Genomic DNA, 7130 nt, shown 5'->3' with positions numbered 1-7130 from the left:
AAGCGTTGGAGGAAGCCCATGACTCACTGTTCCGAAACCTGTTCCCCAGTGGCGAAGACTTGACGGAGATTGCTACGCAGCCGCAGTACGTCTGCCCATTCACCGGTAAGCGTTTCGGATCGCCAAGCAGCCTGGTCCGCGCAGCCATTCCCCGTTTGATTGACAATGCCGAAAGGCGCCTGAAAGATCGGCAGGCGTTGGCGTGCCAGTCGGAATCAAAAAAGTAGAAAAAGCCGTTCCCGTCCTGGCAGACAAGTGAAACGGCTTTTTCAGAAGCGCCAGGCAGTGCCTGACAATTACATAATATCAAATCAGGCCCTGCTCTGGAATCACTACATTCCAAGGAGGAAGCCAAGAATGAAATCAGTCCTGAGTGTCGTGAAAACCAACGTAAATGATCTGTATTTGCGCGAGTTTCTGCTGTACATGCGATCAGACAAGGGGGCGCGGCCTAAGACACTTGAGGGCTACGAGAATGATCTGCGGCGGTTCCTGACTCATTACTCTACAAGGGACGTGCTGGAGCTGCGGCAGCAGGACATTCGGGAATACAAATTCAGCCTGGTCGATGCGGGACTGGCTCCCCGTACGGTCAATCGGCACATATCGGTCATCCGATCTTTTTATGAATACTTTGTTGACCATGATGATTATGAAATCGTGAAGAATCCGGCCAAGAACATCCAAGGAATGAAGGTGCCCAAGACGGTTCCGATTATACTCGGCGAGCAGCAAGCGAAGACGCTCCTGGACGGGATCATGTTGACCGGACGTTACGCGATCCGCGACTACGCCATATTTGCCACATTTCTTTTTACCGGAGTCCGTGTCAGTGAGCTGATCGCCTTGAAAACCTATGACGTCAACTTTGAAGAAGGGTACATTCATGTGAGGGACGGTAAAGGCGGGAAAGACAGGATCATCCCGATGATACCGCAACTGGCTAATGCCCTGCAGCTCTACCTACAGACTGGCATCGTATACGAGGAGGCCAGTAAGACTGACGGAAAACTGGGGATCAATCGCTACAAATGCGGAAGGAAATACTTTGTCACGGGGCCGGATGACCAGACCTTGTTTTTGACCAAGTATGGACAAGCCTATAGCGAGAAAGGTATTGATTGGCTTTTCAAGTCCTACATCAAAAAACTAAAGATATACAAAGACGGTCTGAGCCTCCATGCCTTGCGCCGTAGCTGTCTAACCTTCCTGCACAAACAGGGAGTGGATCTATTCATTTTGAAAGAGATCAGCGGCCATGCCCGCGTGCAGACGCTCGAACACTACCTAGCAATCGACACAAGCAAGACTTTGGAGGCCATGAGAAAACATCCCCTGTATAATCACCAGATTGATCATGGACTTGTTTCAATGGTAAGAGGTAGCTGATCGCTACCTCTTTTTTCTGGGCTGTACGCCTTTCGCAGCGCGAAAGACTGGATTGCTCGTCAACGCGGTTGACTTCCCAATCCTTTCCGCGCCTGGGTTAATCGCTCATCGGTTTGGCAAAAACGCTGATATATTAAGGTTTTCGGCTCGAATATAGGTAAAAACAAGTCAACCGCTGTTAGAAGTGATAAGAGCCTTGAATCGATTGGTTTATTTTACAAAACAAAGGTAAAAACAAGGAAAAAATCATAGGTAAAATGGATATCCCGATTTTACGGACATAGTTTTTACCTTTGATTTCGTCGTTTTTTGCCACCTGTTTTTACCTATACTTCCTGCCAATTTGAATAAAACACTGGTATAATATAGAAAAATAGGGACGGTGAAAACAATGAAATTCGGGATGAGGAAGCCGAGTCTAAAAAAGCATATCTCTGCTCGTACCAGTCTGAAACGCCAGGTTGTCCACCGTGCTGGGTTGAAAATGCCGCGTGGCTGGGGATGGTTGAGAAATCCAAAGAGGTATGTTTACAACAAAGTGTACAACCGAACCACGTTTGATGTTTTCTCGCTGATTAAAAAGCTGTTTAAATAAGTTCAAGGCCCGTCTCTATATCAGAGGCGGGCTACCCATATAGAGCGAGGCTTGGCACAGTTATGATTTCCTCACTGATGTGATCATATCCAAGTCAATCCAGCGGAATTCCTCGTCATTGACTAGCTTAATCTGCCTATGCACTGCATCTATCCGCTGCACCCATCCCCACATTTCTTTGATCGTGCCAAGGTCATTCCGAACCGGTTCCCACCAACGTACTGTAACGGCGTAGTCGCGCTGCGTAGAAGCGTATATCTGGTAACTAAATTCGGCCAGCTCATCGTCCTCAAATGCTGGCATAGGCACAAGGTTCTCTTCCTCTTTGATCCGCAGATACAGCTCCCGGTGTTCCGGCAGTATAAAACGACTGGCTGCAAATAGGTTGTCTATCTTGCTGACTGACTTCATCGCAATCTCCCCCACCTCAGTTTGTAGACACGCGAACAATCTTCGCCACATCGATCCACACGCTGTCGTTCATGTTCTCAACCCGGATACGGCGGTTAGACGTGTCGATCTTCCTGACCACGCCGGTAACTTCCCGAATCTCGCCAAGCTTTTCTTTTGCTTTGACGGGATACCACCAGCGGACGGTGATGGTTCTCCCCTCTTTTTCGCTTTCGCTGATGATGTACCCGTATTCCATTTGTTCGTCTTCGTCTACTTCAGGACGTTTCACAAGTGTGGTTTCGTCAACAAACAGAGCCATATGGCGCACCTCCAAATAGGAACGTTTGTTTGTATTATATGCGAACAGTTTTTGAATATCAACAATCAGATTGCATCGTAATAAAATTCGATAAAACGAACCAGCATTAAAAACATCGAATCTGAATTGACTTACCCTTTGATAATGCTTATAATTATCTCATTCGATGTTTACATATAATGTTGAGGTGTTCGAACAGATGAAATCAATACTTAGCATGATCCCCCAGTTGGTACGTGCATCTTTTGAAAATGACATGCGAACAGTTGAGTCGTCTTCGCTCACCCTGATCCGGAAGCTAAAGAAAGATTACCCTGATGTTGCAGAAGAAATAGCAAAAGCAATCTCTTACTATGGTGTAGGAGCAGCAGTAACACGTTCAGTCGGTATCGATCCTCCTCCAACGGACAGGGACACATTTATGTCGCTGGCTCGTGTAGAGGAACCGATTGCTATTGAACCAAAAGTTGTTCTAAGCGACGAAGTATCACAGCTTATAGAAAGGTTCATTCGCGAACGTGGCATGGCTGAAAAATTGCTTGCATCGGGAGTAAAACCACCGACAAGTCTACTGCTTTACGGTCCCCCAGGAGTTGGGAAGACATTTTTAACTTCACTGCTTTCTCACAAGTTAAACCTTCCGTTAATAACTTTAGACTTAGCATCCTCAATCTCAAGTTATTTAGGAAAAACTGGGCAGAACTTAAAGAAGGTCATCGATTATGCTCGAAGCACTCCTTCTATTCTTTTTCTGGATGAGTTTGACGCAGTTGCCAAACGCAGAGATGATCCTTCTGATCTTGGAGAACTGAAAAGAATCGTTAATGTCCTACTTAAAGAATTAGAAGACTGGCCTAGTCACTCAATAGTTGTAGCAGCTACAAATCACGCTGATATGTTAGATAAAGCAATTTGGAGAAGATTTGATCGTGCTATTGAGATTAATCTCCCTAATCTAACGGCCCGTGAATCCCTTTGGGCTCACTATCTAAATTCTTATTTAAATACAATCGATGAAGGCTTTATTCAAGTCCTTGCTAAAGTCACTGAAGGATGTAGTGCAGCTGATATATCTCAGCTTTCCGAGAGAATAATTAGACAAGTGATCGTAGATGATAGCGAACCAATCGAGGCAATAATTAGCCAGGTGAAATCGGTATCTGACGACAACAAATTTAATAGTTTATTTGCCAAGGCCGCAAAAGAAATCCTTGGAAATAAAGTAACTCAAAAAACCATTGCAAAATGGCTTGGAATTAGCCCTTCTACTTTGAGCCATCACTTAAAGACAAATAAGGAGGAGTAACAGATGTCGGATGATCAGCAACGCTTTTTACCAATTTTGGGTTATGGGGAAAATTTGATTGAGCCAGTTAGACCCGGTTCAGGAGGTGGGGAAGTTGCCTATCCACGAACCTACACTGAGGCTCGCGACAGGGTTAAGCAACAAGTATCCAATCTTAGACGAGCCATTAACGCGATCCCGGAAGAAAAAAGGTTAGATGAGGTAGTTGTAACGGTCAGATTACATCATAAATTTTTAGCAAAATCATATACTCCTAACACATTTTTTCGTGACGTAAACGTTGAAAACATCGGTTCCCGTCGTTGGTATTACACAGAAGAGAATGCAGAAGAAACACATTACAGCAAAATGCATTTTGTTCGTGCAACCCTGTCGAATCTTTCAAGACTTGAGGAGATTTTAGATCAAGCTGAGTTTACTTTAACTGAATCATTTAGAAAAGATATTCAAAAAATCGAAGACATCTCATTACTTTCTCCTGAAGAGGTAGTTGTTGGTTTCGAAGATGACTGGAGCCAAGGAAAGGTTGAAATGGTACTTCATCCTTTTGAGGATGAGACAAACACTGCCATCGAAAAATTCACCAGATTACTTACAGCAAATGGAGTACCTGCTGAATCCCTAAGAATAAAAAGTTATGCTAACGGCCCAACTTTCATCAGTGCAAATCTTAATAGGCAAGCTCTTCAAGCAATAAATGACTTTAATCCATTGAGGACTGCTCACCCAATTAGAATTAGTTCCTTTCCTGAAATGAGAACGGTACGAATTGTCCCGAATGCGCCCTCACCGGCCCCGGGAAACTCCCGCTCAACTATCAAGGTTGGAATGTTTGATGGTGGAGTTGACCCAAGAAACCCATTGCTTTTGAATCACGTGAATGAAAATAATGTACTGGGAACGCAACCTGTTGCTGAAGGCATTGCACATGGTACCGCAGTAGCTGGATGTATACTTTACGGCCCATTAAATGGTTATGGCGCAGGGTCACAAGTTCCACAACCACTTGTGTCGGTTGAAAGCTTCCGTGTTCTCCCTCTAAATGATCCGAATGATTATGATTTGTACGAGGCAATTGATATTATCGAGAGGGTAGTCCCGGAGAGACACGACATCAGTGTGTACAACCTATCATTTGGTCCGCATGGCCCTATCCTAGACGATGATATTTCTAGGTTTACATATGTTTTGGATGATTTAGCTTGGAATTATCGAAAACTATTTGTCGTTGCTGTTGGGAATGACGGGGATTTAGAAGAACCGTTTAACCGTATTCAAGCTCCAGCTGATTTGGTAAATGGCCTTGGTGTTGGTGCATTTGCATATGATTATTCGACTGGGGAAGTAATTAGAGCATCGTATAGCTCTGTTGGACAAGGTAGAGAGGGATGTAAGGTAAAACCTGACTTAACAGCTTTTGGAGGCGACGAGAACAGACCAATACATCTAATCTCCACTACCCATGGTCATAAGCATCTTAGTATGGGGACAAGCTTTTCAGCTCCAATTATTTCTGGGATGGCTGGTGAAATCCTGGGTCGTTGCGACAGATTTAATCCTTTAGTAGCAAGAGCCTTGCTTATACACTCGGCAACAAATCCAAACGGTGTTTGCAATGAACTAGGATACGGTTATATTGATCAATCTGTTGAGCAGATTATGAATTGTACTGATAAACATGTAACTCTGGTCTACAGCAGTTCTATTCTGCCTACACATTATGCCAAGCTTCCAATTCCTTATCCAATGAACGCTAGGGATGCCGGTACAATTGAGCTTAAATACACCATAGCTGTTTTGTCCAAAGCAAATCCTCTTCATGTTGAGGATTATACTGAATCAGCAGTTGAAGATACATTTTATCCCCATGATCAAAGATATCGTTTCTCTCTTCCTGGCCGTAACCCAGTCACAAGACACATTGAAGAGGATGCAGATGAGATTCAAAGACTTCTGGAGCAAGGCTGGCAAAGAAGTACCTTGCCAGTGACTAGAAGCACAAATAGCTACCAAACTGAACAAGCAAGACGCGGGGAATTAAAATGGGATACAGTTGTCCAAAGATGGGATAGGATGAGGGCAACTACCTTGAGAAACCCATTCTTAGTCCTTCATGGACTTGGACGGAATGGTGGTAACGACAGAATGGATTATGCTGTTATTGTTACAATTTCAGCACCTCGTTACCAAGGTAGCCTTTATGAAGAAATCCTTAATGAATATCGTCAACTCCAGCCGATTCAAATGCGCGCAGTTAACGAAATATTGGTACCAATTCAATAATTCTATAAACCCCGTCATTTTGACGGGGTTTGATCTTGCTTACTATTCATACGGTTACGAACGTAGCGATACATCCATGTCACCAGCCACGCCCATGCTATCTTCCCACCGAATAGTTTGAACCCATACTGGATGCGAGCAGGGAGAAATTCATATCGATCGATGAGCTCTTGCTCCTTGGTCAGCACGTACAACTCGAAACCGGGATAGAGGCTCTCGATTTGGGCAATAAACCCGAAGATACGCGGGAAAAGGTCGGCTGCCATAAAGAGCAAAAAAAATAGGAGCAAAGCTATCAGGGCGCCCCACTCCTGGAGAAACAAGATCGTTTTTGCTCACTGTCTCGGGATCCCTGCAGCATCCCGCAGCGCGTTTGCGGCATAGTTGGCCGCTGTACGTACTTTCTCATCAGGGCTGGCCGTCCATAATGCTCCCAGCAGGCCGATTACTTTTTCGGCGGCAGCCTTATCAACAAGTTTTTCCACACTCTGCACAGCCGTATCCCACCATCCTTCTCCGCCAAGAGCCTCGTTAAAATCGACTGTGTGTCCGGCCAATGTCTGGCCGTTTTTGTACTGGTAGAGGTTTGCCGCTTTGGATAGCTGCCCTTTTGACCAGGCATAGGTTTGCCAGTAATGTGTGCAAGCTTTACGTTTGGCCATCTCCTCGACCACTGCATAGGACCCGTATACACCCACTGCATAGCCGGGCAACTCCTTGGCGGCAGCCCGCAGATAGGCTTCGATCGCGGCATAATCGGCTGGCTGGGCGTCATAATCTACGGCAAAATAGATCGCTGTTCCCTCAGGCTGCCCGATCAACTTGGCCTCCTGGTATGTAAGCGT

8 protein-coding genes are annotated in these 7130 nt (G+C 45.1%); 5 read left to right on the top strand and 3 right to left on the bottom strand.

Annotated features, from left to right (window positions below; all coding sequences use genetic code 11):
- The 3 genes from HGBM_RS28375 to HGBM_RS31965 all read left to right on the top strand — a co-directional run.
- Nucleotides 1-227: hypothetical protein (locus tag HGBM_RS28375; protein ID WP_035287866.1), on the top strand; the 227-nt coding region annotated here is incomplete at its 5' end.
- A 130-nt stretch (nucleotides 228-357) separates the two neighbouring features.
- A complete protein-coding gene (locus HGBM_RS23795; protein WP_019123582.1) occupies nucleotides 358-1389 on the top strand; it encodes a tyrosine-type recombinase/integrase in 1032 nt (343 codons plus the stop codon).
- 391 nt (nucleotides 1390-1780) lie between these two features.
- Nucleotides 1781-1984, top strand: coding sequence for a hypothetical protein (locus HGBM_RS31965; RefSeq protein WP_019123581.1), 204 nt, complete (start codon nucleotides 1781-1783; stop codon nucleotides 1982-1984).
- A gap of 60 nt (nucleotides 1985-2044) precedes the next feature.
- On the opposite strand, the gene HGBM_RS23785 is transcribed toward HGBM_RS31965, so the two are convergent.
- Together HGBM_RS23785 and HGBM_RS23780 are read right to left on the bottom strand one after the other, a co-directional pair.
- A complete protein-coding gene (locus HGBM_RS23785) occupies nucleotides 2045-2395 on the bottom strand; it encodes a YolD-like family protein (RefSeq protein ID WP_019123580.1) in 351 nt (116 codons plus the stop codon).
- Between the two features lie 16 nt (nucleotides 2396-2411).
- Nucleotides 2412-2696 (bottom strand): YolD-like family protein, encoded by a 285-nt coding sequence (locus HGBM_RS23780; protein ID WP_019123579.1) that lies wholly within the window; start codon nucleotides 2694-2696, stop codon nucleotides 2412-2414.
- A gap of 199 nt (nucleotides 2697-2895) precedes the next feature.
- Between HGBM_RS23780 and HGBM_RS23775 the strand changes: the two genes are divergently transcribed.
- The gene (locus HGBM_RS23775; RefSeq protein ID WP_005836740.1) at nucleotides 2896-4002 is read left to right on the top strand and encodes an AAA family ATPase; all 1107 of its coding nucleotides are present in this window, start codon (nucleotides 2896-2898) and stop codon (nucleotides 4000-4002) included.
- 3 nt (nucleotides 4003-4005) lie between these two features.
- Nucleotides 4006-6285, top strand: coding sequence for a S8 family peptidase (locus HGBM_RS23770; RefSeq protein ID WP_005836741.1), 2280 nt, complete (start codon nucleotides 4006-4008; stop codon nucleotides 6283-6285).
- Between the two features lie 335 nt (nucleotides 6286-6620).
- On the opposite strand, the gene HGBM_RS23760 is transcribed toward HGBM_RS23770, so the two are convergent.
- Nucleotides 6621-7130: glycoside hydrolase domain-containing protein (locus tag HGBM_RS23760; RefSeq protein WP_019123577.1), on the bottom strand; the 510-nt coding region annotated here is incomplete at its 5' end.

Origin of the sequence: Brevibacillus massiliensis (assembly GCF_000311785.1) — a bacterium.
In the GTDB taxonomy this organism is placed as follows: domain Bacteria; phylum Bacillota; class Bacilli; order Brevibacillales; family Brevibacillaceae; genus Brevibacillus_C; species Brevibacillus_C massiliensis.
Note: the sequence above shows the minus strand (reverse complement) of the source record. Positions and strands in the feature narration are given on the sequence as shown.

What these genes read in the sequence shown, in the direction of transcription:
- HGBM_RS23795 (WP_019123582.1), top strand. Translation starts at nt 358, where the DNA reads ATGAAATCAGTCCTGAGTGTCGTGAAAACCAACGTAAATGATCTGTAT.
- HGBM_RS31965 (WP_019123581.1), top strand. Translation starts at nt 1,781, where the DNA reads ATGAAATTCGGGATGAGGAAGCCGAGTCTAAAAAAGCATATCTCTGCT.
- HGBM_RS23785 (WP_019123580.1), bottom strand. Translation starts at nt 2,395, where the DNA reads ATGAAGTCAGTCAGCAAGATAGACAACCTATTTGCAGCCAGTCGTTTT.
- HGBM_RS23780 (WP_019123579.1), bottom strand. Translation starts at nt 2,696, where the DNA reads ATGGCTCTGTTTGTTGACGAAACCACACTTGTGAAACGTCCTGAAGTA.
- HGBM_RS23775 (WP_005836740.1), top strand. Translation starts at nt 2,896, where the DNA reads ATGAAATCAATACTTAGCATGATCCCCCAGTTGGTACGTGCATCTTTT.
- HGBM_RS23770 (WP_005836741.1), top strand. Translation starts at nt 4,006, where the DNA reads ATGTCGGATGATCAGCAACGCTTTTTACCAATTTTGGGTTATGGGGAA.